At 66.3% G+C, this 24,557-nt stretch carries 23 protein-coding genes and 1 tRNA gene; 17 read left to right on the top strand and 7 right to left on the bottom strand.

Annotated elements, in window-relative coordinates; translation table 11 throughout:
* Positions 1–81 precede the first annotated feature (81 nt).
* From murA to ACPUD7_RS00795, 5 genes are all read left to right on the top strand, one after another.
* Positions 82–1,398, top strand: a complete 1,317-nt coding sequence (gene murA, locus ACPUD7_RS00815; protein ID WP_425118820.1) for a UDP-N-acetylglucosamine 1-carboxyvinyltransferase — start codon at positions 82–84, stop codon at positions 1,396–1,398.
* Complete coding sequence (locus ACPUD7_RS00810) at positions 1,395–2,162, top strand: lysophospholipid acyltransferase family protein (protein WP_425118818.1); 768 nt, start codon at positions 1,395–1,397, stop codon at positions 2,160–2,162. Before murA ends, ACPUD7_RS00810 begins: the two co-directional genes overlap by 4 nt.
* Positions 2,159–3,172: an NAD(P)H-dependent glycerol-3-phosphate dehydrogenase gene (locus tag ACPUD7_RS00805; RefSeq protein WP_425118817.1), complete on the top strand. Its 1,014-nt coding sequence runs from the start codon at positions 2,159–2,161 to the stop codon at positions 3,170–3,172. Before ACPUD7_RS00810 ends, ACPUD7_RS00805 begins: the two co-directional genes overlap by 4 nt.
* Positions 3,173–3,180: 8 nt before the next feature.
* Positions 3,181–3,714: a YbhB/YbcL family Raf kinase inhibitor-like protein gene (locus ACPUD7_RS00800; protein WP_135539498.1), complete on the top strand. Its 534-nt coding sequence runs from the start codon at positions 3,181–3,183 to the stop codon at positions 3,712–3,714.
* Positions 3,715–3,806: 92 nt separating this feature from the next.
* Complete coding sequence (locus ACPUD7_RS00795; protein WP_135539496.1) at positions 3,807–4,922, top strand: D-alanine--D-alanine ligase family protein; 1,116 nt, start codon at positions 3,807–3,809, stop codon at positions 4,920–4,922.
* Positions 4,923–4,926: 4 nt separating this feature from the next.
* Here ACPUD7_RS00795 and ACPUD7_RS00790 read toward each other — a convergent pair whose 3' ends face one another.
* Positions 4,927–5,475 carry a DUF3515 domain-containing protein gene (locus tag ACPUD7_RS00790; RefSeq protein WP_135539494.1) on the bottom strand — a complete coding sequence of 183 codons (549 nt, stop codon included), beginning with the start codon at positions 5,473–5,475 and terminating at the stop codon, positions 4,927–4,929.
* 32 nt (positions 5,476–5,507) lie between these two features.
* On the opposite strand from ACPUD7_RS00790, the gene thiL reads away from it, so the two are divergent.
* The 4 genes from thiL to rsmD are packed head-to-tail and all read left to right on the top strand — an operon-like array spanning position 5,508 to position 10,926.
* The gene (thiL, locus tag ACPUD7_RS00785; RefSeq protein WP_135539492.1) at positions 5,508–6,551 is read left to right on the top strand and encodes a thiamine-phosphate kinase; all 1,044 of its coding nucleotides are present in this window, start codon (positions 5,508–5,510) and stop codon (positions 6,549–6,551) included.
* A 1-nt stretch (position 6,552) separates the two neighbouring features.
* Positions 6,553–8,184 (top strand): DAK2 domain-containing protein, encoded by a 1,632-nt coding sequence (locus ACPUD7_RS00780; RefSeq protein ID WP_135539490.1) that lies wholly within the window; start codon positions 6,553–6,555, stop codon positions 8,182–8,184.
* Positions 8,181–10,328 (top strand): ATP-dependent DNA helicase RecG, encoded by a 2,148-nt coding sequence (locus ACPUD7_RS00775; RefSeq protein ID WP_135539488.1) that lies wholly within the window; start codon positions 8,181–8,183, stop codon positions 10,326–10,328. The genes ACPUD7_RS00780 and ACPUD7_RS00775 overlap by 4 nt, the downstream gene beginning before the upstream one ends.
* Positions 10,329–10,338: 10 nt before the next feature.
* The gene (gene rsmD, locus ACPUD7_RS00770; protein ID WP_135539486.1) at positions 10,339–10,926 is read left to right on the top strand and encodes a 16S rRNA (guanine(966)-N(2))-methyltransferase RsmD; all 588 of its coding nucleotides are present in this window, start codon (positions 10,339–10,341) and stop codon (positions 10,924–10,926) included.
* 35 nt (positions 10,927–10,961) lie between these two features.
* Here rsmD and ehuA read toward each other — a convergent pair whose 3' ends face one another.
* The 4 genes from ehuA to ehuB are packed head-to-tail and all read right to left on the bottom strand — an operon-like array spanning position 10,962 to position 14,158.
* Positions 10,962–11,783 carry an ectoine/hydroxyectoine ABC transporter ATP-binding protein EhuA gene (ehuA, locus tag ACPUD7_RS00765; protein WP_425118815.1) on the bottom strand — a complete coding sequence of 274 codons (822 nt, stop codon included), beginning with the start codon at positions 11,781–11,783 and terminating at the stop codon, positions 10,962–10,964.
* Positions 11,770–12,429, bottom strand: a complete 660-nt coding sequence (gene ehuD, locus ACPUD7_RS00760; protein ID WP_425118814.1) for an ectoine/hydroxyectoine ABC transporter permease subunit EhuD — start codon at positions 12,427–12,429, stop codon at positions 11,770–11,772. The genes ehuA and ehuD overlap by 14 nt, the downstream gene beginning before the upstream one ends.
* Complete coding sequence (gene ehuC, locus ACPUD7_RS00755; protein ID WP_425118813.1) at positions 12,426–13,256, bottom strand: ectoine/hydroxyectoine ABC transporter permease subunit EhuC; 831 nt, start codon at positions 13,254–13,256, stop codon at positions 12,426–12,428. The genes ehuD and ehuC overlap by 4 nt, the downstream gene beginning before the upstream one ends.
* A 23-nt stretch (positions 13,257–13,279) precedes the next feature.
* On the bottom strand, positions 13,280–14,158 hold the full coding sequence (gene ehuB, locus ACPUD7_RS00750) for an ectoine/hydroxyectoine ABC transporter substrate-binding protein EhuB (protein WP_135539478.1): 879 nt from the start codon (positions 14,156–14,158) through the stop codon (positions 13,280–13,282).
* Positions 14,159–14,274: 116 nt separating this feature from the next.
* On the opposite strand from ehuB, the gene ACPUD7_RS00745 reads away from it, so the two are divergent.
* The 7 genes from ACPUD7_RS00745 (at position 14,275) to mutM (ending at position 19,432) form a co-directional block, all read left to right on the top strand.
* Positions 14,275–15,033, top strand: coding sequence for a GntR family transcriptional regulator (locus ACPUD7_RS00745; RefSeq protein ID WP_425118812.1), 759 nt, complete (start codon positions 14,275–14,277; stop codon positions 15,031–15,033).
* 66 nt (positions 15,034–15,099) lie between these two features.
* Positions 15,100–15,630 (top strand): pantetheine-phosphate adenylyltransferase, encoded by a 531-nt coding sequence (coaD, locus tag ACPUD7_RS00740; protein WP_135539475.1) that lies wholly within the window; start codon positions 15,100–15,102, stop codon positions 15,628–15,630.
* A 3-nt stretch (positions 15,631–15,633) separates the two neighbouring features.
* A complete protein-coding gene (locus tag ACPUD7_RS00735) occupies positions 15,634–16,824 on the top strand; it encodes an MFS transporter (RefSeq protein ID WP_135539473.1) in 1,191 nt (396 codons plus the stop codon).
* Between the two features lie 155 nt (positions 16,825–16,979).
* The gene (locus ACPUD7_RS00730) at positions 16,980–17,459 is read left to right on the top strand and encodes a YceD family protein (protein WP_240689754.1); all 480 of its coding nucleotides are present in this window, start codon (positions 16,980–16,982) and stop codon (positions 17,457–17,459) included.
* A gap of 2 nt (positions 17,460–17,461) precedes the next feature.
* Positions 17,462–17,665, top strand: coding sequence for a 50S ribosomal protein L32 (rpmF, locus tag ACPUD7_RS00725; protein ID WP_025777330.1), 204 nt, complete (start codon positions 17,462–17,464; stop codon positions 17,663–17,665).
* A gap of 4 nt (positions 17,666–17,669) precedes the next feature.
* On the top strand, positions 17,670–18,374 hold the full coding sequence (rnc, locus tag ACPUD7_RS00720; RefSeq protein WP_135539469.1) for a ribonuclease III: 705 nt from the start codon (positions 17,670–17,672) through the stop codon (positions 18,372–18,374).
* Positions 18,375–18,412: 38 nt separating this feature from the next.
* Positions 18,413–19,432 (top strand): bifunctional DNA-formamidopyrimidine glycosylase/DNA-(apurinic or apyrimidinic site) lyase, encoded by a 1,020-nt coding sequence (gene mutM / locus ACPUD7_RS00715; protein WP_135539467.1) that lies wholly within the window; start codon positions 18,413–18,415, stop codon positions 19,430–19,432.
* 89 nt (positions 19,433–19,521) lie between these two features.
* Here mutM and ACPUD7_RS00710 read toward each other — a convergent pair whose 3' ends face one another.
* Together ACPUD7_RS00710 and ACPUD7_RS00705 are read right to left on the bottom strand one after the other, a co-directional pair.
* A complete protein-coding gene (locus ACPUD7_RS00710) occupies positions 19,522–20,004 on the bottom strand; it encodes a hypothetical protein (protein ID WP_135539465.1) in 483 nt (160 codons plus the stop codon).
* A gap of 534 nt (positions 20,005–20,538) precedes the next feature.
* Positions 20,539–20,611: transfer RNA gene (locus tag ACPUD7_RS00705), tRNA-Asn, on the bottom strand.
* An 86-nt stretch (positions 20,612–20,697) separates the two neighbouring features.
* On the opposite strand from ACPUD7_RS00705, the gene smc reads away from it, so the two are divergent.
* Positions 20,698–24,285, top strand: coding sequence for a chromosome segregation protein SMC (smc, locus tag ACPUD7_RS00700; protein WP_425118811.1), 3,588 nt, complete (start codon positions 20,698–20,700; stop codon positions 24,283–24,285).
* The last annotated feature ends 272 nt before the right edge of the window (positions 24,286–24,557 follow it).

Here is a 24,557-nt window from a genome sequence, read left to right as displayed (position 1 = left end):
GGACGGTGCCCCGGCCAACGTTCGGGCACCGTCTCCGGGCGTCACCATGCCCGGATCCGATCATCGGAATCAGGGAGGAACATGCTCGAAGTACGTGGGGGAAACCCGCTGGACGGCACCGTCAGAGTCCGCGGCGCCAAGAACCTGGTGCCCAAGGCGATGGTCGCCTCCCTGCTGGGAGAGACCCCATCCGTGCTCCGCGGTGTGCCCCAGATCCGCGACGTCGAAATCGTCACCGGACTCCTCGAGCTCCACGGGGTGCGTGTGAGCTCGGCCCCCGACGGAGACCAGCCCGACGGTGAACTCCACCTCGACCCGGCCGACGTCGCGCAGGGCTCGATCGTCGACATCGACGCTCACGCCGGCTCCTCGCGCATCCCGATCCTCTTCTGCGGACCGCTGCTGCACAGTCTCGGGCAGGCCTTCATCCCCGACCTCGGCGGCTGCCATATCGGGGACCGGCCCATCAACTTCCACCTCGACGTCCTCCGCCAGTTCGGTGCCGAGGTCGACAAGACTCCCGGCGGCATCATGCTCAAGGCGACCAGCTGCCTGCAGGGAACGAAGGTCGAACTGCCCTACCCCTCGGTCGGCGCCACCGAACAGGTGCTGCTGACGGCCGTGCGTGCCGAAGGCGTGACCGAGCTGCGCAATGCCGCGATCGAACCCGAGATCATGGACCTCATTGCGCTGCTGCAGAAGATGGGTGCGATCATCACCGTCGACACCGACCGGGTCGTGCGCATCGAAGGCGTGGAGTCGCTGCGCGGCTTCATCCACCGTGCCCTGCCCGATCGCAATGAGACCGCCTCCTGGGCCTCGGCCGCCCTGGCCACCGGGGGAGACATCTTCGTCGCCGGAGCCAGCCAGCCCGAGCTCATCACCTTCCTCAACATCTTCCGCAAGATCGGCGGCGAGTTCGAGGTCCAGGAATCGGGGATCCGTTTCCGCCATCCCGGCGGCAAACTCAAATCCTTCGCCCTCGAAACCGACGTCCACCCCGGCTTCATGACCGACTGGCAGCAGCCGCTCGTCGTCGCAATGACCCAGGCCGAGGGACTGTCGATCATTCACGAAACCGTGTATGAGAACCGCTTCGGCTTCACCGAGGCCCTGCGCGATATGGGGGCACAGATCCAGCTCTACCGCGAATGCCTCGGCGGCACCCCCTGCCGCTTCGGCCGCCGCAACTACCAGCATTCGGCCGTGGTCTCCGGCCCCACCGACCTCAAGGGCACCCGCATCGACGTACCGGACCTGCGCGGCGGATTCAGCCACCTCATCGCCGCTCTGGCCGCCCAGGGCGCGAGCGAAGTCCACGGCATCGAACTCATCAACCGCGGATACGAGAACTTCCTCGACAAGCTCGTCGGACTCGGCGCCGAGGTGTCCGCATGAGCGCGGTCACCGAACCGGACTCGAACAACCACGACCTGGTCTCCTTCGACCCCGCCTCGGTGCGGTCTCAGAACCGGGCGGGCACCGTGGCCGCGACCGCGGCCTTCGGGCTCATGCGCACAGCCACGAAGATGAGCGTGCGCGGCATCGAACACCTGCCGCCGAAGGGCACCGGAATCATCGTCGCGGCCTACCACGCGAACCACCTCGACCCGATCCTCGTCGGCCTCGCCCTCAAACGCAACGGTCGGATGCCGCACTTCCTCGCGAAGTCCACCCTGTTCTCCGGGGCACTCGGCCTCATCCTCAAGACGATCGGACAGATCCCCGTGCTGCGGTCATCGGCTTCGGCGGGAGACTCCCTCGAATACGCGAAAGACGCCCTGGCCCACGGGCAGACCGTCGTCATCTACCCCGAAGGCACGCTGACGAAGGACCCCGAGCTCTGGCCCCAGCATTTCAAGACCGGCACCGCCCGGCTCGCGCTCGAGACCGGAGCCCCGATCATCCCCGCCGCCCACTGGGGACTGAACACGATCTTCCCGCGCGGCCAGAAGAAGCTGCGCTTCAAACCCTTCAGCAATGAGTCGACGGTCGTCTTCGGACCGCCCGTCGACTACTCGGACCTGTGGGTCCACCGTGCCGAGAAGGCGACGATGGGGAAGCTGTCCAAACGGCTGAAGGACACCATCGCACGGATGGTCGCCGAACTGTCCGAACGTGCACTGCCGCAGCGATTCGAAGAGAAGGAGACGGGCGAATGAGTGTGGACAAGATCGCGGTCCTCGGAGCCGGATCGTGGGGGACGACCTATGCCGCGGTCATCGCCGACGCCGGGTTCCCCGTCACCCTGTGGGCCCGCCGCGCCGAGGTCGCCGAGGAGATCAACACCTCACACACGAACGACCGCTACCTCGGCGAGCGCATCCTGCCCGCGGGTCTGTCCGCGACCGCTGATGACATCGCCGCCGTCACCGACGCCGAGGTCATCGTGCTCGCCGTTCCCGCCCAGACTCTGCGACAGAACCTCTCCCGGTGGAAGCCGCACCTGCGTCCCGGGGTCAAGCTCGTGAGCCTGATGAAGGGCATCGAGGTCGACACCGGCAAACGCATGTCCGAAGTCATCGCCGAGGTCGCCGAGGTGGACGAGAACCAGATCGCCGTCGTCTCGGGCCCGAACCTCGCCCGTGAGATCGCGGACCGGCAGCCGACCGCCACCGTCGTGGCATCGGCCGATATCACCACCGCCGAGGTGGTCGCGGAGATCAGCGCGAACGCGTACTTCCGTCCGTACACGAACACCGACGTCGTCGGCGTGGAGGTCGGCGGTGCGATCAAGAACATCATCGCCCTGTCCGTGGGCATCGCCGACGGGCAGAAGCTCGGCGACAACTCGAAGGCCTCGATCATCACCCGCGGACTCGCCGAGACCTCCCGACTGGCCGCGGCCATGGGCGCGGAAGCGCACACCCTGTCCGGGCTGGCCGGGCTCGGCGACCTCGTCGCCACCTGCGCCTCACCCTTGTCGCGCAACCGCACCTTCGGGCGCCACCTCGGTGAGGGGATGAGCCTCGAGGACGTCATCGCCCACACCTCGCAGACGGCCGAAGGCGTGAAGTCGGCCCCGGCCGTGCTCGCCCTGGGCCGCCGCTTCGACGTCGACCTGCCCATCACCGAGGCGGTGTGCGCGGTGCTCGCCGGCAAGCTGCGGGTTGACGAACTCGCCGGTTTGCTGTTGTCTCGGAAGCGTAAGCACGAAGGACCCCCGGCCTAAGGAGCATCATGAGTGCGAACTCACCGTTCTACAATCTTCCCGAACTCCCGACCTTCACGCTGACCAGCACTGACATCGAGGACGGCGGGGTGCTCACCGGCCCCCAGCTCTCCGGTGCCATGGGTGTTCCCGGCGGCGAGGACGTCTCCCCGCAGCTGTCCTGGTCCGGCTTCCCGGCCGAGACCAAGGCCTTCGCCGTGACCTGCTTCGACCCCGATGCCCCGACCGGATCGGGATTCTGGCACTGGGTCGTCACCGACCTCGACGCCACGACGACGAGCCTGCCCGCCAACGCCGGTGACCCGGCCGCAGACCTGCTGCCCGGTGGTGCCGTGACGCTGCGCAACGACGCCGGAGAGCCGCGCTTCGTCGGTGCCGCCCCTCCGGAAGGCCACGGCCCGCACCGCTACTTCTTCATCGTCACGGCCCTGGCCGAACCGCTGGGCATCGACGAATCCGCCTCACCTGCCTTCGCCGGTTTCAACATGTTCTTCAAGGGCATCGGCCGCGCGTGGCTGGAATGCACCTTCGAGGCCAAGTGAGCTAGAGTCTTTCAGTCCGCGCACACCTCGACGGCGTGCGCACCCCCGTTTCCGGTCCCAGTTCGGGGGAGCTCCACACAACAAGGAATCTCATGGCAGACAACGATCACCGGCCCCTCGTCGCAGTTCTCTTCGGCGGGCGTTCGAGCGAGCATTCCGTCAGCTGCGTCACCGCGGCCGGAGTGATCGGTGCCATCGACGCCGAAGCCTTCGACGTCCTGCCGATCGGCATCACGAAGACCGGCGTGTGGCGGGTCGTCGACGACTGGGCGAGCATGCGCTTCGACCCCCAGGACATGCCCGAGGTCACCGACAACGGCACCGAGGTGATTCCTCCGCTGGCCGCAGACGGGGCGCCTCTTCTGCAGCGCGACGCCGAGGGCAACTGCTCCGAACTCGGCTCCGTGGATGTGTTCTTCCCGCTCCTGCACGGACGCTTCGGTGAGGACGGGACGCTGCAGGGTCTGTTCGAGCTCAGCGATACCGCGTTCGTCGGTTCCGGTGTGTTCTCCTCGGCCGCGAGCATGGACAAGCACTTCACGAAGTCGCTCATGGCGCAGGCCGGGATCCCCACCTGCCCGTGGGAGCTCGTGACCGAGACGATGTGGGAGATCGACCGTGCCGAGGTCGAGGCCCGCATCGCCGGCCTGGGCCTGCCCGTGTTCGTCAAACCTGCCCGCGCCGGCTCGTCCATGGGCGTGAGCCGAGTCGCCGAGGCGGCCGACCTCGAGGCCGCACTCGCCGGAGCCTTCGAACACGATTCCAAGGTCATCGTCGAACCCCAGGTCAACGGCCGAGAGGTCGAATGCGCGGTGCTCGGCTCGCTCTACGATACGACCCTGCGCGTGTCCTCACCGGGGGAGATCAGCGTCACCGGCGACCACGCCTTCTACGATTTCGATGCGAAGTATCTCGATCTCGCCGATGCCGAGGTCACCTGCCCGGCCGACCTCGATGAGATGACGACGGAGGCGGTGCAGGACGTGGCCGCAGCGGTGTTCCGTCTCTTCGACTGCACCGGCCTGGCCCGTGTCGACACCTTCGTCACGGACACCGGGGACGTCGTCGTCAACGAACTCAACACCCTGCCCGGGTTCACCCCCACCTCGGCGTACCCGTTCATGTGGGCGAAGTCGGGAGTCGAATACTCCGAGCTCATCGGCGAACTCATCTCCATCGCGCTCGTCGATCACGCCCGCGCGAAGTGAACCTCTAGTCTTCGACGTCCTCGGCGCCGACGCATTCGGCTTCGGGCTCGAGCTTCGCCAGGGCCGGGGAGACCGCGGCGAGCACATCGTTGCCGGATTCGGCCTTGCGGTTGACGAGCACCTCGACGGCGGGCTTCCGGCCATAGCTGGTGAACATCCACGTCGCATCGTCATCGTCGTCCGACGGCTTCGAGATCCAATCGACTCCGCTGACACTCACACACTGATCGGTCGTCGGCCCGGGCGGGGTGACCCCGCAGCGCAGCACCGCGATGTTCGGATCGCCCCACGCCTTCGTGCCCTGTGAGGACGTGGTGCGGGCCTTCTGCCCGGAGATCTCATCGGGCAGGGTGAGCATGATGTCCGCACACTTCGGGTTCGCGGCATCCTTCGCCGGTTCGACGATGACCTTGTGCGCACAGCCGGAGAGCGCGACGCCGACCAATACGGCGGCCACGGCGGCCAGGGCCAGAGAGCGCGGGCGATGCGGCGACCGCGAGGCGCGGCGCGGCGACTGTGAGACGCGGCGCGGCGAAGCAGAGCGAGATCTCATAGGACTACCGTATCTCCCGATAACCTGGAGGCATGACCCGACTGTCCGAACTTCGCGAATCACACATCATCGCCCGCGTGCTCACTGGCAACCCGAGCAGCGCTCACGTGATCGTCGGACCCGGAGACGATGCGGCCGTGACCGCACCGGACGGTCGGCTCGTATCGACGGCGGACATGCTGGTGGAGAACGAGGATTTCACCCGCGACTGGTTGGAATGGGAGAAGCTCGGCCGGAAGGCCGCCGCCCAGAACCTCGCCGATGTCTGCGCCATGGGTGCCCGCCCGCACGGACTGCTCGTGTCCCTGGCCGTTCCCGACGACACGGACATCACCGCCGTCGAAGCCCTGTACTCGGGTCTTTTCGCCGAGGCGGGGCGTGCCGGTGCCGCACTCGAGACCACCGTGCCGATCATCGGCGGAGATCTGTCGTCCTCCGGCCTCATCGTCGTCGCGATCACCGCACTCGGGACCGTGGGCCAGGGCAGCACCGCGGCCGCTGTCGGCACCGCAGGTGTGGACGGGCCGGGCACGGGTCCGGCGATTCTGCGCTCCGGCGCCCGACCGGGAGATTCTCTCTACCTCGCCGGGACGGTCGGTCGGGCCGCGGCCGGACTCGACCTCCTCTTCTCCGGTCTCCGACCGGACACGGCCGCACCCGAACTCGCCTCCCTCATCACCGCCCAACTGGCCCCACGCCCCGACTACGGGGCGCTGCTCGGTCTGAGGGCCGCCTCGGCGATGATCGACGTCTCCGACGGTCTGAGCCTCGATCTGGCCCGGATCGCCGTCGCCTCGGGGGTCGGCGTCGAGCTCGACCGGACGGCGCTGCAGGATCTCGTCGACCCGCTGCTGCCGGCCGCTGAACAGGTGCTCGGTGAAGTGGCGGGTGCAGCGGACCTCGCCCTGTCCTGGGTCCTCCACGGAGGAGAGGACCACGGCTTCGTCGCGTCGAGCGCCTCGAGTCAGGACCCTGGAGTAGGCTGGCGGAGAATCGGTGAGATCCGCACCGGACACGATGTCAGCCTCGACGGCACACCCGTGCCGACGAGCGGTTTCAGCCATTTCGGGAAGTGACATGAGCAACGCCATCAGCCTCAACGGTCGACTGGCCGCCCGTTGGGCCCGTCGGGCGGTCGACCGGCTGCGCAAGGAACGCACCGAGATCGACGAACTCAACGTCTTCCCCGTCCCCGACGGCGACACCGGCACGAACATGTACCACACCCTGCGCTCGGCCTACCTCGCCGTCGAAGAACTCACCGGACCCGTCACCCTCCCGCAGGTCGTGGCCGCACTCGCCGCCGGTGCCGGCCGAGGCGCACGCGGCAACTCCGGACTCATCCTCGCCGTCGCCCTCCAAGGCGTCGCCGATGCCTTGGCCGAGGTCACCGTCGCCACCGCCGACGCGATGGCCACCGCCCTCGAGACCGCATCCGACCGGGCCCGCGCCGCCGTCGCCCGGCCCGTCGACGGCACCATGCTCACGGTCCTTGACGCGATGGCCACCGAGGCGCGTGAACGCGCCGAGACCGGTGGTGACCTGCTCGAAGTCATCGAAGCCGTGCGCGAACGCTCGCGTTCGGCCCTGCGTGAGACCACCGGTCAGCTCACGGTCCTGCGCGAAGCCGAAGTCGTCGACGCGGGATCGACCGGCATCGTCGAACTCTTCGACCTCCTCTACGCGACCGTCACCGGACGCACCCCGCAGGATTCGATGCTCACCGAGGTGGCCCGCGCCCCGAAGATCATCCACGAGGCCACGGCCGAGGAGCTCGAGATCGTCGTGATCCTCGCGACCGCCCCCGCCGCCGAGCTCGCTGAGGAGCTCGACCGCCTCGGCGGGACCTCGATCGTCATCACCGCGCACAAGGTCCACGTCCACGTCATCGACGAAACGGTCGCCGCGACGGTCATCGACCACCTCGGCGGCTATGGGATCGCTCGCCTGGACATGGAGGATCTGCGCCTGCACGAGGAGGAGGGGGAGACGAAGCTCGTCGCCCTCGTCCAGGGCACGGGACTGCTCATGCATGCTGCGCTCAACGGGGCCACGGCACTGACCTCGTCGGTCGGGGATCTCGCGGAGACGATGTCCGAACTCATCGCCTCCGAAGACCGTGAGGTGATCGTCGTGCCCAGCTCCACTTCGGCGCTCAAGGCCCTCTCCGGGCTGCGCGCGGTCACGGGAAAGGATGCGGAACGGGCCGGGCGGGCGCAGGTCGTGCGCTCACGCAACGCCGCCACCCTGCTCTCGGCTCTGGCCGTCTACGATCCCTTCGCCCCGGCCGCGGAGATCTTCGCCGATATGACCGAAGCCGCTGCCGGCACCCGGGTCGGGACGATCTTCTCGGCCGATCAACTCGCCACGGACCCGCCGACCGGGGTGCTGCCGATCGTCCGCGAAGGCGACGACGCAGGAACAGCCTCGGCGCTGGGAGCAGCGGCTCATCCGGCGCAGTTCTACCGGGTCTACATCGAAGGCAAGGCGAAGACGCAGAGCACGGAGCTGAGCACGCTCGTCGTCAAACTCGCCGACCGGCTCCTCGGGGCCGGGGGAGAGCTGCTCACCGTCGTCCACGGACCCGACTGCGTCCCCGAGGTGCTCGACCATCTGCGGGACTGGATCGCGAAGTCCCACGACAATGTCCACTTCCAGGAGTTCGACGCCCGCGACCGCGGGGTGCTCGTCATCATGGGGGTCGAATGACGACCCGGCTCGAAGACAATTTCCGCAAGGCCGACCGCACGCACCTGGCCAAACGCGGTGTGCACACGGTGGCCGACCTGTTCCGGTTCTTCCCCCGTCGCTACCTCGTCCCCGGTGAGTCCACACGGTTGGGCGATCTGCCGCTGGGGGAGACCGCGATCATCCAGGCCGAGGTGATCAGCGTGAGCACACGGCGGATGAAGCAGCGGCGCGGCACGATCACCGAGGTCATCGTCCACGACGGGGAACAGTCGATGAAGATCGCGTTCTTCAACCAGCACTGGTTGGACAAGGCTCTGACGCCGGGGCTGACCGTGGTATTCGGCGGCAAGGTCGAATCTTACCGCGGGCAGCTCACCCTGGCCTCCCCTGCGTGGCTCAACCGCACCGAGGACGACCACGAGTGGACGCCAGAGGATCTCAACTCGCCGTTTCCCATCTACCCGGCGGTCAAGAAGATCGCGCAGTCGCGGCTGTGGAGCGCGATCAAGACTCTGCTCAGCGTGGCCGGGCCCGAAGAGTTCGCCGACCCCCTGCCCAAGGGCCTGCGCGAGAAATACGATCTGCCGGATCTGCGTACGGCGCTCGAGGACATGCACAAGCCGCGCCGGATCGAGGACGTCGAGAGGGCCCGCCAGCGGTGGAAGTGGGAAGAGGCGCTGGCCCTGCAGACCGAATTCGTCTCCCGCAAGGCCGCCTATGCGCAGGAGAACGCCACCCCGCTGCTGACCGAGGGGCCGAAGAGCCGGCGCTTCGACTCCTCGCTGCCCTTCACGCTCACCCCGTCCCAGGTCAGAGTCGGTGAGGAGATCGGTGCGGACATGGGCCGGGAGCAGCCGATGCACCGACTCCTCCACGGAGATGTCGGCTCCGGCAAGACCCTCGTGGCTCTGCGGGCGATGCTCACTGCCGTCGATTCCGGGGCCCAAGCCGCGATGCTCGCCCCCACCGAGGTCCTCGCGACTCAGCATTTCCACTCCATCCAGCACTTCCTCGGCGAACAGATGGGGCTCTCGCCCCTGCTGTCCGAGGACGACCAGGTGACGGTGGCGCTCATGACCGGATCGATGCCGGCCCGGGAGCGGCGGGAACTCGCCCTCGACCTGGCCACCGGGAACATCGACATCGTCGTCGGCACGCATGCGCTGCTGTCGGAATCGACGATCTTCGAGAACCTCGGGCTCATCGTCGTCGATGAACAGCACCGCTTCGGTGTCGAACAGCGTGAGGCGATGCGGGCCAAGGGCGGGGAGTCCACCCCGCACACGCTCGTGATGTCCGCGACCCCGATCCCGCGCACGGTCGCGATGACGGTCTTCGCCGATCTCGACATCTCGACACTGACCGAGATGCCGGCCGGGCCGAAGAACATCGCCACCCACGTCGTGCCGATCGTCGACCAGCCGAACTGGTTCGCACGGGTCCGGACGCTCATGCGCGAGACCGTCGAATCGGGGCGCGGGGTCTTCGTCGTCTTCCCTCGGATCGAACCCACGGACATCGAGGACCCGGAGACCGGTGCCGTGATCGGACAGAAGCAGGGCATCGAGGATCTCAGCCGCAAACTCGAAGACACCCCGGAGCTGTCGGGGAAGAGATTCGGGCTGCTGCACGGGCGGATGTCGACCGGTGAGAAGGACAAGGTGCTCAAGGACTTCGCCGACGGGGACATCGAGATCCTCGTCTCGACGACGGTCATCGAGGTCGGAGTCGACGTGTCACGGGCGACGATGATGGTCATCGCCGAGGCGGAGAACTTCGGTGTCGCCCAGCTCCACCAGCTGCGCGGACGTGTCGGACGTGACGGCAGTGCGGCCATGTGCTTCCTGCTCACCGAGCTGAGCGAGACCGATGAGAGCTTCGCGCGGCTGCAGGCCGTGGCCGAGACGCTCGACGGATTCGCCCTCGCCGAGTACGATCTGGATTCCCGCGGGGAAGGCGATGTGCTCAGCGCCTCCCAATGGGGCGGATCCTCGCTGCGGCACCTGTCGATCCTCCGCGATTCCGAGATCGTGGCCGAAGCCAGGAGAGTCGCCGAGCAGATCGTCGCCGTCGACCCGCAGCTCGACGCGGTACCGGCGCTCAAGGCCTTCATCCGGCGGGTGCTGCCCGAAGGCGACGCACACTTCATCGAAGCAGGCTGAGGAGGCAGGTATGAGAATCATCGCCGGAGCGCACAAGGGTGCCCGCTTGTCCTCCCCGTCCGGGGCGAACACGCGCCCCACTGCCGATCGGGTCAAGGAATCCCTGTTCTCCATGCTCGAAGGCTATGGGGTGCTGCAGGCCGCGAACGTCCTCGACCTCTTCGCCGGATCCGGAGGCCTCGGATTCGAAGCGATGTCACGGGGCGCCGCGCAGGTCGACTTCGTCGATTCGTCGCTGACTTCCATCCGCTCCCTGCAGTCCAATGCCGAGAAGCTCGGTATCGAACACTCCGCGGAGGTGCACGCCGGAGACGTCCTCCACTTCCTGGCGGGACTGCCGGTGACGGACGCCCCGGAAGCGCGGACGTTCGACCTCGTGTTCATGGACCCGCCGTATCCGCTCAGCGAAGACGCGGTCACACAGATCCTCGGACGGCTGACCGCGCACCTGGATCTCGAGTCGATCGTCGTCGTCGAACGCGCCGCACGCTCACCCGAGCCGACGATGCCCGACGGGCTGGAAGTCTTCCGGTCGAAGACCTTCGGTGAGACCGCGGTCCATTTCGTCCAGCTCGTCGGGGAGCCGGGCGAGGCCTGACTCCCCGACGCGGTGCTGACGCTTCGGAAGCGAGATCAGAGCACGCTGGAGAGGAACGACCGCGTGCGCTCGTGCTGCGGGTTGTTGAAGATCTGATCCGGCGGACCCTGCTCGAGGACCTGACCGCCGTCGAACATCATCACCCGGTGGGAGACGTCGCGGGCGAACTGCATCTCATGCGTGACGAGCAGCATCGTGATGTCCGTGGTCTCGGCGATGTCGCGGAGCACTCCCAGCACGTCTCCGACGAGCTCCGGATCCAGTGCCGAGGTCACCTCGTCGAGGAGGAGGATCTCCGGGCTCATCGCCAGCGCACGGGCGATCGCCACACGCTGCTGCTGACCGCCGGAGAGCCGGGTCGGGTGCTCATCGGCCTTCTCGGCCAGCCCGACGCGTTCGAGCAGCTCCTTGGCTTCCTTGCTCGCTTCGCTCTTGGACTTGCCGAGCACATGGACAGGGGCCTCGATGATGTTCTCGAGCACGGTCATATTCGGGAACAGGTTGAACTGCTGGAAGACCATGCCGATGCGCGTGGTCATCTCGCGAGTGCGCTTCTTCGGCAGTTCGACGCGCTTGCCGTCGCGTTCCTCGAAGGTCAGCGGCTCGCCGTCGACGAAGATGTAGCCGCCGGTGAGCTCCTCGAGCGTCATCACCAGGCGCAGGATCGTCGTCTTGCCGGAACCGCTGGGCCCGATGAGGGTGACGCGTTCGCCGGGTGCGACGGTGAAGTTGAGGTCCTTGAGCACGGTCGTGGGCCCGAAGCTCTTCTCCACGTCCTTGAACTCGATCGCCGGGGTGCCCGAGGCTGAGGCGTTCGGCCCGGAGGGGGTGGCTGGGGTGTTCTCAGTAGGTGGCAAGGCGTCGATCCAATCTCTGAATGAGCAGTGAGGTCGGGTAGCTGGCGGCGAGGAAGATGATGCCGGCCAAGGTGAAGGCTTCCGTGTAGGCGAAGGTCGAACCGCCGAACTGCTTGGCCGCAGTGACGAGCTCGACGACGGAAATCGCGAACAGGAACGGGGTGTCCTTGAACATCGCGACCGCGTAGTTGCCCAATGACGGGATGGTCGCACGCAGCGCCTGCGGCAGGATGATGGCCGTGAACTTCCGCACGGGCGGAAGCGACAGGGCTGTCGCCGCCTCGTGCTGTCCGGGAGGCACAGAGTCGATGCCGGCACGATAGCTTTCGGACATGTACGTCGAGTAGTGGATGCCGATGACGATGAAGCCGATGACGAGTGCAGGGACGTCCACGAGTCCGGGGATGCCGGAGAAGGCGAAGTAGACGAACATCAGCTGAACGACCAGTGGAGTGTTGCGGATGAATGCCACGAGCAGTCGCACGAGCCAGTTGATCCACCGCGGCAGTCCGCGGATGGCCACGGCGAGGATGAGGCCGAGGATCGCGGCGATGACAGTGCCGATGACCGTGGCGATGAGAGTGTTGACGAAACCGTGGAGCAGGAGGGGCAGGGCTTCAGCGGCGAATTCCCAATTCCAGTTCACAGGTCACCTCCCTCGCCTGAAGAGGGACGTTTGAGCGGATCCGTTCCGAGTCCCGAGTTTGTGCCTTCACCCGCGACGCCGTGTGAGACGAGGCGGTCTTTGCGCACGGTGTCCGCGCGGGCGGCGCGTCGGGCCTCACGACGGTCGGTGCGCGAATTCGGGCGTCGGCGGCCGAGTGCGGCCGTGGCCCTGCGTTCGAGGAAGTTCATGAACTCCTGCAGCATCCAAGCGAGGATGAAGTAGATGATGAGACCGATGGAGAATGCGAAGTATGTATCGCCCGTCGACTGGCGCAGCTGATTGATCTTGTCGGTGAGATCGGACAGCGTGATGAAGAAGACGACCGCCGAGCCCTTGAGCAGCTGGATGAGCAGCGTCGCCAAGGAGGGGATCATCAGAGCCCAGGCCTGTGGGAAGATGACACGCAGCATCCGGCGGGTGGGGGAGAGGCTGAGCGCGATCGCGGCCTCCCACTGGCCGGGCGCCACGGTCTTGATCGACGAGCGGACGACCTCGGCCGAATAGGCACCGTAGTTGAGCGCGAGAGCCCCGATGCCGCAGAGCAGCGGGTCGAGTTCGAATCCGAGGAGCGGGAGGACGTAGAACAGCCAGAACAGCTGCACGAGCAGAGACGTGCCGCGGAAGAACTCGACGATGATCCGTGCAGGGGCGCGCAGCCACCAGTGCGGCGAGGTCATCGTGATGCCGAGGACGAGCGCGATGATGATGGCGCCGACCGAGCCCGCGACCGTGAGGATGATCGTTGTCTGAATTCCCTCCCACAGCTGTGGGAGGAAACTCAGCAACGTTGCGAGATTGTCGTTCATGATCTCAAGTGCCGAAGGACGACTCAGGAATCAGCGGTGGGCAGGTCGCCCTTGCACAGCTGATCGGTCGTGATCGAACCGTCAGGACGCTCTTCCTTCGTGAATCCGTAGTCACCGACCACGTCGAGGTAGGACTTCTCATCGGAGACGATGTTCTCCAGAGCCTTGTTCCACTCGTCTCGGAGTTCATCGTCATCGGTGCGGAAGACCGTGGCACCGGCACCGACCTGCGGAACATCGTCGATGACCTGGACGAAGGAGTCGCTGACTTCGACGCCGGAGTCCTTCGTGTTCTTCTCCATCCAGTTGAGCGAGATGGCGGTGAGGGCGAAGACATCGGCGCGGCCGGTCGTCACGGCGTCCATGCCGTCCTGGGGCGTGCCGACCTCTTGGGTCTTGATGCCCAGGTCCTTCGCATAATCTGATTCGACGGCGCCGGTCATCGTCGCGAGTTTGGCGCCCTTCTTCTTGACGTCGTCGAGGTTCTTCATGCCGTCCTGCTTGCCCTTCTTCGTCATCAGGGCGGTGGTGTACATGAATTCGGGATCGCCGAAGGAGGCCTGTTTGCAGCGGTCGGGCAGGATCGACATGCCGGCTGAGATCGCGTCGAAGCGTTCGGCGTTGAGGCCGGGGATGAGGGAGCCGAATTCGGTGTTGACGCCTTCGACGTCGTCGACGCCGAGCTCCTTGAACACGGCCTTCGCTATGGCGACGGACGCTCCCTGGAGCTCTCCGCCCTTTTCGAAGCTGTACGGGGCTTCGCCGGCGAAGCCGACGGTGATCTTTCCGTCGTCGATGGCCTTCTGCAGAGTCGACTTGTCCGAGTCGCTTCCTCCGCAGGCACCGAGGGTGAGCGTCAGCGCGAGAATCGATGTCGCGGCGGCCAGTCCTTTGAGTTTCATGTGCTGTTCCTTCCTTGAACGTCGACACATCGTCGTGACGTGCGTCTCCTGGACAGTATTCAATACTTATGTTGTCCGAATGTCACACTGTCAGACAAAGTTATATGATCGTAACCGTGACGAATCCTCCCGCCTCCGAGCTGCCGGTCCTGCGCAAAGTGGTCCGTTCCTCGACGAGCGACCTCATCGCCGACCAGCTGCGCAATGCCATCTACAACGGATCGCTCGAACCCGGGCAGTCGATCAACGAAGTGCGCACCGCCGAACTCCTCGAGGTGTCGCGGCCGTCCCTGAGGGAAGCGCTGCAGCGGCTCATCAGCGAAGGCGTGATGACGCATGCGCCGGGGCGGGGAGTCCATGTCAAGAAGATGCGGGTGACCGACATCGACGACGTCTATGCCGTCCGGGAAGCCATCGAATCGCAGGCGATCAAGCTCATCATCCGGCGGGAGCGCGCCACCGCCCGGATCACCCGCGCGCTCAGGGAGCTGGAGCGGGCGATCGAAGACAATGCTGCGCGCACCATCGGCGATGCCGACCTGTCGTTCCATCATGCGCTCGTCGCCTGTTCCGGTTCGGCCCGGCTGACAGACCTGATGAAGGTCTCGATGGTCCACACCCGTCTGCTGTCTCTGTCGGACCGACGCGGCTACGAGGTTCGCTGCGACGTCCTCGACAGCCACCGCGAACTCGCCGAGGCGGTCACCGCCGGCCGCGAATCACAATCCCTTGGGGTCCTTGCCCGGATCATGGCCGAAGCGGCTTCCCGACTGCACGGGCCCGACGCCGGAGTCGACGCGCAGGTCGTCAAGGCCCTCGACGACGGTGCCGCCGCCGATGACCAGTGGTCGCGGCTGCGGGAGAGAGTGCAGTGAGCACGGTGGGGCGTCCGCGACCCGGGATCGGCACCGCAGGCGACCGCCAGCCGATACGATGAGGGCATGAAGGTCGTCTGTCCCGGTTCCTATGATCCGATCACCATGGGTCATCTCGATATCATCGCCCGCAGCGCACGCCTGTTCGAGGAAGTGGTCGTGGCCGTCGTGCACAACCCCTCGAAGTCCGGTCGTTTCGCCCCGGAAGTCCGCGCGGACCTCATCCGCCGCTCGCTCGATGACGATGAGCGAACCCGGAGCGCCGAGAACGTGAGCATCGACATCGTCTCCGGCGGCCTCCTCGTCGACTACTGCACGAGCATCGGTGCACCCGCCGTCGTCAAGGGGCTGCGTTCGGGCACGGACTTCGCCTACGAACTGCCGATGGCGCTGATGAACAAACACCTCACCGAGCTCGAAACGATCTTCGTCCCCGGCAATCCGCGGTTCGAACACGTCTCCTCGTCTCTCATCAAGGAAGTCCACGCGAACGGCGGGGACATCCACGGGCTCGTCCCCGCCTCGGTGCTGGAAGCTCTGCACGGTCATGACACCGGTGCCGGTGATGACGGCTCCGGCAACGACAGCGCCGACTGAGGGATGAGCGCGGCCGCAACACCTGCCAACAGGGCCTGGTTCCCGGGCCTCGTCACCCACACCGTCATCGCACACGCGACGTACAACGGCGTGCGCGTGCTCATCTCCTACCGGACCCTCGAGCTCGGCGGATCGGGGGTCGTCCTCGGTCTCATGACCGCCGTCTACTCCCTCGTTCCGCTGCTCACGGCCCTCTTCGTCGGCCGGCTCGTCGATCGGGGGTACGCCACCGCGGTGCTGTGGGTCGGCACCATCCTGTCGATCCTGCCCGTCGCGCTCGCGGCCGTCGCACCCAACCTCGGCGTACTCCTCATCGCCACGATGAGCTTGGGCGTCGGGCAGCTGCTGACGACCGTGGCCTCCCAAGCGCTCATTCCGCAGAGCTTCCCCGCCGACCGGATGACCGCGAAGTTCGGCCACCTCACCCTCGGGGTGTCCATGGGCCAGACCATCGGACTGCCCGTGGCCGGCATGATCGCCGACGCCACCTCGGGTGACGCCGCGATCACCAATGCGCTGTGGTTCATGACCGCGCTGTCGGCGCTGACCCTCATCGCCGCTGTCGTCGTCATGCTCCGCGGGCGCACCCCGCACGTCTCCCGCGCCGAGGCGGCCGAAGGCGCCATCGCACCGTGGACGCTCCTGTCGACCCGGGGAATGAAACCCGCGATCTTCGCTTCCATGGCCACGCTCGCCGCCGTCGACCTGATGACGGCGTACCTGCCGCTCATCGGACAGGAGAACGGACTGTCCGTGACGCTGGTGACCTGGCTGCTGGCGCTGCGAACGCTCGCCTCGGTGATCTCGCGCCTGTTCATCGGGATGCTCACGACCAGGTGGCGCAACCTGTCCCTGCTGTGGACCGCCTCGGCGACGGCCGGTGTCTGTGTCGCGCTCATCCCCGTGCTCAGTCAGCCGTGGACGCTCGGACTCCTGCTCGCCCTCGCCGGATTCTGCTTCGGACTCACCCAGCCGCTGACGATGACCTGGGTCTCGACCCTGGCCGATGCGAAGAATCGGGCCGCGGTGCTGTCCATCCGTTTGGCGGGCAATCGACTCAGCCAGGTCGCGATCCCCTCGGCCGCCTCGGCGCTGACGGTCATCGCCGGTTCCGGGGCCGTGTTCATGATCGCCGGCGCGCTGCTCCTCGTTGCCGGGGGAGTGACCTGGCGCAACGAACACGAGCGATGGTGATGAGGAACACCTGCGGCGGTCGATCGGGGCGATTGGTAATGACCGCCGATGATGATTAGAATGGTGAGTCGCGTGTGAACGCAGGAGCGACATCCTCAAACCACCGGGAGGACGGCATGAAGCAGCGATCTGAATTCGTCTTCGATCTCAGATCGATGGGTCTGCTCGGCAATCCGGGTGAGTGGGAACGGGTGAACACCACCTTGTCTGCTCCAGCGGATCTCAAGATCGAAGTGATCGGGGTTGGTCAAGGTTCACCACTGGCGCTCGAGCTGATGTTCGAGAGCGTGTCGGAGGGGATCTACGTGTCGGGCACAGTCTCGGCGACGGCCCGCGGCGAGGACGCGAGGACACTCGAGCCCATCGAGCTGCCGATAGATGTCGACATCCAGGAGATGTACGTCTATGAGCAGGCCGAAGGCGACGAGGACTCCTACGTCATCGACCGGGATCAGCTCGACCTCGAGCCCGCGATCAGAGACGCCGTGGTGATGGCTCTGCCGTTCAATCCTTCACAGGATGAGAGCGAGGAGTTCAGCTACACCCTGGGGGAGGACCTCGAGGTGGAACCGGACGAATCCGAATCGCCGTTCGCATCATTGAAGAATCTGTTGGATGAGAAGAAAGAGAGCTAGACGTGGCTGTTCCGAAGCGTAAATTGTCGCGCAGCAACACCCGCCACCGTCGTTCGCAGTGGAAGGCCAAGGCTCCGAACCTGGTCAAGACTGTGGAGAACGGTCGCGTTGTGTACTCGCGCCCCCACCAGGCCAAAGTCGTCGAAGACGCAGCCGGCACCCCGCTGTACCTCGAGTACAAGGGCCGCAAGGTCGCTGACGTCTGAGACTGTGGACACTGACACCACAGCAGCACTGAAGAAGAGTCTCGGGATCGATATTGATCCCGAGACTTTTCGTCTCGCGCTCACGCATCGTTCTTATGCCTTCGAGGCCGGCGGAATCCCCACCAATGAGCGCCTCGAGTTCCTCGGCGATTCCGTGCTCGGCCTCGTGGCCACCGAATCGCTCTACTACGACAACCCGGACCTGCCCGAAGGCCAGCTGGCCAAAATGCGGTCGGCCGTGGTCAACACTCGAGCCCTGGCCGCGATCGCCCGCAGGCATGGGATCGGCGAGCACATTCTGCTCGGCAAGGGTGAGGAGCTGACCGGCGGCCGCAACAAGGATTCGATCCTCGCCGACACCGTCGAGGCTCTCATCGGCGCCGTCTTCGTCTCTCGGGGACGCGACGTCGCCTTCGCCTTCGTCCATCGCCTCATCGACGGCATGCTCGACGACGCGGTCAACCTCGGCGCCGGAATGGACTACAAGACCACGCTGCAGGAGGCTGCGGCCGACCTCAGCCTCGGGGCCGTGAGCTACGAGATCACCTCGTCCGGGCCCGACCACGCTATGGTGTTCACCGCCACCGCGATGCTCGGCGACAACGGCTGGGGCAGCGGGGACGGCTCGTCGAAGAAGGCCGCCGAAGCCGCCGCCGCCGAGGTCGCCGTCAAAGCCATCCGCACCGTCTACCCGGACTACCGTCGCTGAGCGATCTGTGGGTCCGCGTGTGACAGGACGGTGTTCCCATGCCTGAGCTTCCCGAGGTCGAAAGCGTCCGCCGCGGCGTCGACGAATGGACGACGGGGACGACGATCACCGGCGCCGAGGTGATCGACCCCCGAATACTCGGCACGACCTCCCAGCGCCGCATCGACCCGTCCGCGATCGACGGCTTCGTCACCGCCGTCAACGGTGCGCACATCCTCGGTGCCGAACGGCGCGGGAAGTTCATGTGGCTGAGCCTGGGGGAGGGCAGCCGGCCACAGCCGGGCCCGGCCGATCGGCAGAATACGATGCTCGGAGAGACGCCCGAGTTGGGCATTCTCGTCCATCTCGGGATGAGCGGGCAGCTGCGCATCCACGATCCGAATGACGAACTGCACCGGCACACGCGAGCGATCCTGCGCCTCGGCGGCAGCGACAGTGAGCTCGGTGGCCGAGCAGGCGATGGGGCAACCAACGGTGGGGCAGCCAACGGTGGGGGAGGCGTCGCCGGAGTGGGTCGCGAACTGCGCTTCGTCGACCAACGGATCTTCGGTCATATCGGCGTCCAACCGCTCGTGCACGGGTATGGGCGGCTCGTGCCCGCCTCGGCGATCCACATCGCCGCAGACCCACTCGAACCCGCATTCGACCCCGAACGGGTCGTGGAAGCTCTGGCGAAGAAGCGCACGGCGATCAAAGCGGCGCTGCTCGACCAGACTTTAGTCAGCGGCATCGGCAACATCTACGCCGATGAGGCGCTGTTCCGGGCGGGAGTCCATCCTTCTGCTGTCCCTGCGCGCACGCGGAAGAGCCGCCTCGTTGCGGTCCTCGAATCCGCGACGAAGGTGATGACCGATGCCTTGGCCGTGGGCGGGACGAGTTTCGATGCCCTCTACGTCAACGTCAACGGCGAATCCGGATACTTCGACCGGGCGCTGCTCGTCTACGGGCGCGGAGGACAGGAATGCGTGCGCTGCGGGACCGAGATCGCGAGGATCACCGTCGGCGGCCGCGGCACTCACTTCTGCCCGGAGTGCCAGAAACCCCCACGGTACCGGTAGTCCCCGGGCCGATCACCTCGGCGAACGTGGGCTCGGCCGAGCTGCCGACCGTCCGAGCGGGTGAGGGGTGCCGGTTACGGGGAGTGGAATCAGCGACGTCCGGCAGCCCCGGCGAGGAAAGCGCGATGACCGTCGATGAGAGTTCGCTGCGCCTGCGAGTGGTTCGGGGCCGAAAGCATGTTCGCGGGGTTCGTCGGTGACAGCCACAAGGCGTCGACCTCCACGACGGCTCCGTTTTTCAGTCGTGCAGCCGCGACGAGGCGGGGGCGGGAGCCGGGAGCCGGGATGAGGATCCTGTCGAGTTCTCGCCACGAGATTCGCCTGGCCCGCCCGACGAACCCGCACCAGATGAACTCGTCGGGAGTGATTTCGAGCCGAGCCCGCGAGCCGAGCCAGAAGTTCACTCCGGCACCGATGAGCAGGAGGAGGGGGCCGAAGAGGAAAATGAGGAACATGGTGTCGCCGAGGACGGCTAAGAGGATCACCGCAATGAGAGCCAGAGCCGCCATGATGGTGAGCATCCAGCCGATGACGAATGAGATCTTCCCCTCGCGCCTGATGACCGCGTTCATCTGATCAGACTCTGCCTTTCCTCGTGTCGACCAAGCTGGCTTCCCCGCGAACCGATCCCTCAAGAACAGCGATCGCCGTGCGCGTCAGCGTCTCAGCGTCACTATGATCCCACACCTGTCCCGCAGCGCTCCTTGAAGCGGGCACGGGGAGACGGGGCAGAAGCTCTGCTCGCCGGTGCTGTTTCGTCTCTTGTGTACGAACGCATCCAACACCGTTCGCGGCGAATCACACCGTTCGCGGCAGCATGCACCGGTGCGGCGCGCTGAATTGCCGCTAACGGTGCCGGATGCCCGGCTGAAGCTCGGAGACGGGCTCGGACTGGCGGCCGATGCGAACCGAGCAGAATGCACCCGATCGGCTCACCCCCATGATCGTCGCGGGCGCAATGAAGCCGCCTGCGGGCAATGGGCGAAGATGGCCGGATGTCCGTCTTCTCGGACCGTCATCGGTCGCATTCGCTGTGCAACACCACCTGCCGTCGGCGGGCGGTGAATGGTCAAGGGCCCCGTCGCGCACGACAGGGCCCCCACCAGCTCCCCCGGCTGGGCTCGAACCAGCGACCCTTCGATTAACAGTCGAATGCTCTGCCAACTGAGCTACGGAGGAAAACGGCGCAGTTGCCTGCGCACGGGGAGACACTTTACCAAAAGATTCCGAATCTCGTGGCCCGCCCGGATATGCTGGTTTCCAATATGCATCTCAAAAGCCTGACACTGCGGGGATTCAAGTCCTTTGCCTCGGCGACGACTCTCAGATTCGAGCCGGGCATCACCTGCGTCGTCGGTCCCAACGGTTCAGGCAAATCCAATGTCGTCGACGCCCTGTCCTGGGTGATGGGCGAGCAGGGTGCGAAGAATCTGCGCGGCGGAAAGATGGACGACGTCATCTTCGCCGGAACCTCGAAACGCCAGGCCCTGGGGCGCGCCGAGGTGACTCTGACGATCGACAACACCGACGGAGCCATCCCTGTCGACTACACCGAGGTGACGATCTCGCGGACCCTCTTCCGCACCGGCGGGTCCGAATACGCCGTCAACGGGGCCCCGGCCAGGCTCCTCGACATCCAAGAGCTGCTCAACGACTCCGGCCTGGGCAAGGAGATGCACGTCATCGTCGGTCAGGGCCGCCTCGACGCGATCCTCCACGCCGACCCGCTGGAGCGACGCAGCTTCATCGAAGAGGCCGCCGGTGTGCTCAAACACCGTCGCCGCAAAGACAAAGCGGTCCGCAAACTCACCGGACTGCAGACGAACCTCGACAGGCTCACCGATCTGCGCACCGAACTCAACCGGCAGCTCGGGCCCCTGGGCCGACAGGCCGAAGCCGCGGCGAAGGCCGCCACCGTCCAAGCCACACTGCGAGACACCACCGCCCGACTCCTCGCCGACGATGCGGTGCGGATGCAGTCCTCGCTGGCGACGACGAGCGGGGGCGAGGACCACAGCGACCGCATCGACGAACTCGACCGGCTCCGCACCAGCACCGAGGCGCGACTGGGTGAGGTCGAAACCCGCCTGTCGGGACTCGACACCGAACTCGAGGCGCAGCGGACCGCCGAATCGAAGACTCAGACGCAGATCGTCCGTGCCCAGGGCCTGAGCCAGCGGGCCGAAGACAAGCGCTCCCACCTGCTCTCGGAGGTCGCGAGCCTGGGCCGCCGCGAATCCAAGTCTCCCGATGAGCTGCGTGCCCAAGCCGCCCGCTTCAAGGACGAACTCACCGAGGCCGAGGCGGCCGTCACCGAGACGAACTCAGCGCTCGAGGCCAGCCAGAAACGCAAGGAAGAACTCACCCGGGACCTGCGCACCGCCGAAGACGAAGTCAAGGCAGCACAGATCGCCATCACCGAAGCAGTGAAGAACCGGTCGGCTCTGCAGTCGAAGCAGACCCAGGCCGAGGAGCGCATCGCGGACCTGCAGTCGCGCATCGCCGCCAACCGGTCCGAAATCAACACCGTCACCGCTCGCATCGCCGAACGCAGCGCCGAACTCGAGACCGCAGAGACCGGGGTTGAAGACGTCGAAGCAGGGGAGACCGAACTCGACTCCGCTTATGAGACGGCGCTGGAGGCCCAGGAGAAGTGTGAGGCCGAACGCGCCGAGCTGCAGGAGAAGCAGTCGCAGGTCGCCTCCGAACTGTCCTCGGCCAGAGCGCGGGCCGAAGCCCTGGCACTGGGCACCGCGCTCGAGGCCGACCTCGAAGACATCATCAACGCCGAACTGCCCGGAGTCGGCACCGCCGTGACCGAACACCTGAGTGTGACGACCGGCTTCGAGATGGCGGTGGCCGCGGCCCTGTCGACCACGGTGTCCGGCGTCATCGTCGACGACGGCCAGTCGGCGCTGGGAGTCCTCGACCACCTCGGCGAGGACACGAACGTGTCCCTGACGATCCCGACCGGCGCCGAGGCGGTCGCCGGCAAGGGCGGCAATGGAACGGGGCGAACGGAGCTCGCTCCGCTGCCCGAGCTGGCGGGGCTCTCCGGCACCGAGGCGGGGCAGCCAGCTGCCGGGGCGGGGAAGCTGCAATGGCTGAGCGAACTCGTCACCAGCGATGTCCCCGAGCTGCGGATCCTGCTCGCGGCCGCCCTGCACGCAGTCGTCTGCGTCCCCGACGCTCGTGCCGGCGTCGCTCTGACCAAGGCCCGCCCCGAACTCACCGCGGTCACCGTCGACGGGGAGGTGGTCTCGGCCACGCGCATCAGCCGGGCGCGCACGGCCTCGGGCACCCGGTTGGCCTCTCAGACCGCACTCGACGACACCCGTGCGACGATCATCGAACTCGAGGATCGGGCGGAGACGCTCAAGACTGCGCTCGCCGACCTCGAACCGCGCCTGAGCAGAGCCCGCGAGGAAGCGGCGGCGGCACTCGATGCGCTCCACTCCTCGGACGCGAAGATCATGGCCGCAGCCGAAGAGGTCTCGCGTATCACCGGCGAGATCGGTGTTGCCCGCACCCGCCTGCAGCGTGCCGAAGAGAACGAAACGGAGCTGAAGTCCCGCCTCGATGCGGCCCAGCGCGAGGTCGAGACCGCGCAGGCGGCGTTGGCCGGAACCGCCGAGGTCGTCGAAGTCGTCGACACCTCCCGCCGGGACGAACTGAGCGCGCAGGTCTCCCAGTCGTCCGAAGACCTCGTCGAGGCACGCATCAGCCACCGTTCGGCCACGGACCGGGCACGGTTCCTCAGCGACCGGGTCGACTCTCTGCTGCGGGCGGCGAAGGCCGAAGAGGCGGCGCGGGAGCAGAACCAGCGCACGATTGCGAAGAAGAAGCGCGCGGCCGCCTCGGCGAAACTCATCGCTGAAACCGCGGCCGACGCCGCGGAACTGGCACAGTCGACGGTCGTCGAACTCGGCGAGGCGATCCAGGTCCTCGTCGACGAACGCGGCGGTCTGCGCGAAGAGAAGGGCCGCCTCGGCGAGGAATTGGCTGCCACTCGAACCCAGCTGCAGAAACTCAAGGACGCCGCCGCCGAGGCGGAGCTGGCCAAGGAACGGTATCGACTGAAACTCGAGGAGATCGCCCACCGGGCGCAAGAGGAGACTGGGCTGGGCATCGATCGGCTCATCGACGAATTCGGCCCCCACCTGCCCGTGCCCTCGTTCGAGGAGGGGGTGGAGGACACGCCGTACGTGCGTGCCGAAGTCGAGAAGCGGCAGAAGCAGGCGTCTGCCTCGCTCAAGCGCATCGGCACGGTCAATCCGCTCGCGCTCGAGGAGTATGAGGCGCTGAAGGAACGGCATCAGTTCCTCGAGAAGCAGATCGCCGACATCGAAACCTCCCGCAAGGACCTCATGCAGCTCGTCGAGGAGGTCGACCGGCACGTCGAACGCGTCTTCGCGGACGCCTATGCGGACACGGCACGGGAGTTCGAGGACATCTTCTCCCGACTCTTCCCCGGCGGTGAAGGTGCGCTGAGCCTGACCGACCCCGACGATATGCTCACCACCGGTGTCGACGTCCACGCCCGGCCGGCCGGCAAGAAGGTCAAACGGCTCTCCCTGCTCTCCGGCGGTGAACGCTCGCTGGTCGCCGTGGCGATGCTCGTGGCGATCTTCAAGGCCCGACCGAGTCCCTTCTACGTCATGGACGAGGTCGAAGCCGCTCTTGACGACCTCAACCTCTCGCGTCTGCTCACGGTGTTCGAGGAGCTGCAGGACTCCTCGCAGCTCATCGTCATCACCCACCAGAAACGGACGATGGAGATCGCCGATGCGCTCTACGGGGTGACGATGCACGGCGATGGAGTGTCAAAAGTCATATCGCAGCGCATTCCGTGAACCCAGCTTGTCAATGTCGAAGGACTGCCCGCGGCCACGAGCGCGGCGGCGGGCGCGCCTGAGGGCTCGCCACGGGGGCGATGTGGAGGTTCGGGCCCGGGCCGATGAGGCGATTCGGCACGGACGCCCAGGACAGTCCCAGGGAATTCTCCAACTGCCATGCGGCCCTGTAATACGATTGTCGTCGCCCGGGACTATAGACTTGGGTCGAGACCCAGGTATTCGAAGAATGTGAGGAGCGGGACGTCCATGGCCGAGGCTGCTGATCTGCG

This window comes from Brevibacterium sp. FAM 24630 (assembly GCF_049804075.1).
GTDB lineage: Bacteria > Actinomycetota > Actinomycetes > Actinomycetales > Brevibacteriaceae > Brevibacterium.
This window is presented reverse-complemented; position numbering and strand designations above follow the sequence as displayed.

What these genes read in the sequence shown, in the direction of transcription:
- ACPUD7_RS00810 (WP_425118818.1), top strand. Translation starts at nt 1,395, where the DNA reads ATGAGCGCGGTCACCGAACCGGACTCGAACAACCACGACCTGGTCTCC.
- coaD (WP_135539475.1), top strand. Translation starts at nt 15,100, where the DNA reads ATGAAGGTCGTCTGTCCCGGTTCCTATGATCCGATCACCATGGGTCAT.
- smc (WP_425118811.1), top strand. Translation starts at nt 20,698, where the DNA reads ATGCATCTCAAAAGCCTGACACTGCGGGGATTCAAGTCCTTTGCCTCG.
- ehuB (WP_135539478.1), bottom strand. Translation starts at nt 14,158, where the DNA reads ATGAAACTCAAAGGACTGGCCGCCGCGACATCGATTCTCGCGCTGACG.
- ACPUD7_RS00800 (WP_135539498.1), top strand. Translation starts at nt 3,181, where the DNA reads ATGAGTGCGAACTCACCGTTCTACAATCTTCCCGAACTCCCGACCTTC.
- ACPUD7_RS00775 (WP_135539488.1), top strand. Translation starts at nt 8,181, where the DNA reads ATGACGACCCGGCTCGAAGACAATTTCCGCAAGGCCGACCGCACGCAC.
- thiL (WP_135539492.1), top strand. Translation starts at nt 5,508, where the DNA reads ATGACCCGACTGTCCGAACTTCGCGAATCACACATCATCGCCCGCGTG.
- murA (WP_425118820.1), top strand. Translation starts at nt 82, where the DNA reads ATGCTCGAAGTACGTGGGGGAAACCCGCTGGACGGCACCGTCAGAGTC.
- ACPUD7_RS00780 (WP_135539490.1), top strand. Translation starts at nt 6,553, where the DNA reads ATGAGCAACGCCATCAGCCTCAACGGTCGACTGGCCGCCCGTTGGGCC.
- mutM (WP_135539467.1), top strand. Translation starts at nt 18,413, where the DNA reads ATGCCTGAGCTTCCCGAGGTCGAAAGCGTCCGCCGCGGCGTCGACGAA.
- ACPUD7_RS00710 (WP_135539465.1), bottom strand. Translation starts at nt 20,004, where the DNA reads ATGAACGCGGTCATCAGGCGCGAGGGGAAGATCTCATTCGTCATCGGC.
- ACPUD7_RS00730 (WP_240689754.1), top strand. Translation starts at nt 16,980, where the DNA reads ATGGGTCTGCTCGGCAATCCGGGTGAGTGGGAACGGGTGAACACCACC.
- ACPUD7_RS00735 (WP_135539473.1), top strand. Translation starts at nt 15,634, where the DNA reads ATGAGCGCGGCCGCAACACCTGCCAACAGGGCCTGGTTCCCGGGCCTC.
- rsmD (WP_135539486.1), top strand. Translation starts at nt 10,339, where the DNA reads ATGAGAATCATCGCCGGAGCGCACAAGGGTGCCCGCTTGTCCTCCCCG.
- ACPUD7_RS00790 (WP_135539494.1), bottom strand. Translation starts at nt 5,475, where the DNA reads ATGAGATCTCGCTCTGCTTCGCCGCGCCGCGTCTCACAGTCGCCGCGC.
- ACPUD7_RS00795 (WP_135539496.1), top strand. Translation starts at nt 3,807, where the DNA reads ATGGCAGACAACGATCACCGGCCCCTCGTCGCAGTTCTCTTCGGCGGG.
- ACPUD7_RS00805 (WP_425118817.1), top strand. Translation starts at nt 2,159, where the DNA reads ATGAGTGTGGACAAGATCGCGGTCCTCGGAGCCGGATCGTGGGGGACG.
- ehuC (WP_425118813.1), bottom strand. Translation starts at nt 13,256, where the DNA reads ATGAACGACAATCTCGCAACGTTGCTGAGTTTCCTCCCACAGCTGTGG.